Origin of the sequence: Colwellia sp. BRX8-7 (genome assembly GCF_014077275.1) — a bacterium.
GTDB lineage: Bacteria > Pseudomonadota > Gammaproteobacteria > Enterobacterales > Alteromonadaceae > Colwellia_A.
In genome coordinates, this window is the sequence record NZ_JACGVP010000077.1 from 1 (window position 1) to 739 (window position 739).

1 protein-coding gene is annotated in these 739 nt (G+C 42.8%); it reads left to right on the plus strand.

Annotated features, from left to right (window positions below):
* Positions 1–739 (plus strand): transposase (locus H4J57_RS19515; RefSeq protein WP_182243994.1); only part of this gene is annotated, 739 nt, incomplete at both ends.

The following is a 739-nucleotide window of genomic DNA, read 5'->3' on the forward strand; positions in this document are numbered from 1 at the left end:
TATCTGATACGCCGTATTATCATATTTGCAGTCAAACCGTTCGAAAAGCCTTTTTATGTGGTGTTGATAAAGAAACCGGTGTCAGTTATGAGCACAGGCGTCATTGGATTGAACAGCGCATTTTTCAATTATCTCAGGTCTTTGCTATTGATATTTGTGCTCACGCTGTCATGAATAATCACTTACATTTAGTCCTTCATGTTGATAGTGAACAAGCTAACAACTGGACGACGCTAGAGGTACTGTCCCGTTGGCATACGTTGTTTAAAGGCACCCTGTTAACCCGTCAATTTCAACAAGAGCAATCATTAACGACATTCGAAATGGAAATGGTTGAAGAAACAACACAGGTCTATAAACAGCGCTTAATCGATATCAGTTGGTTTATGCGGGCATTAAACGAGCCTATTGCTCGACAAGCCAATAAAGAAGATGAATGCACAGGGCACTTTTGGGAAGGACGCTTTAAATCTCAAGCCCTGCTCGATGAAGGGGCATTACTCGCTTGTATGGCTTATGTAGATTTAAATCCAGTGCGTGCGGGCATTGCCCCAACACCTGAGCAATCGAGTTTTACCAGTATTCAACTGCGTATCAAAGCCGCCATCATCGGAGAGCAACCGACAACGTTATTACCTTTTACGGGCCATGAACATCAAGAGAAAACCTCCGGTATCCGCTTTAGTTTGAAGGACTATTTAACCCTTGTAGATGAAACAGGTCGCGTAATAAGAGCAGA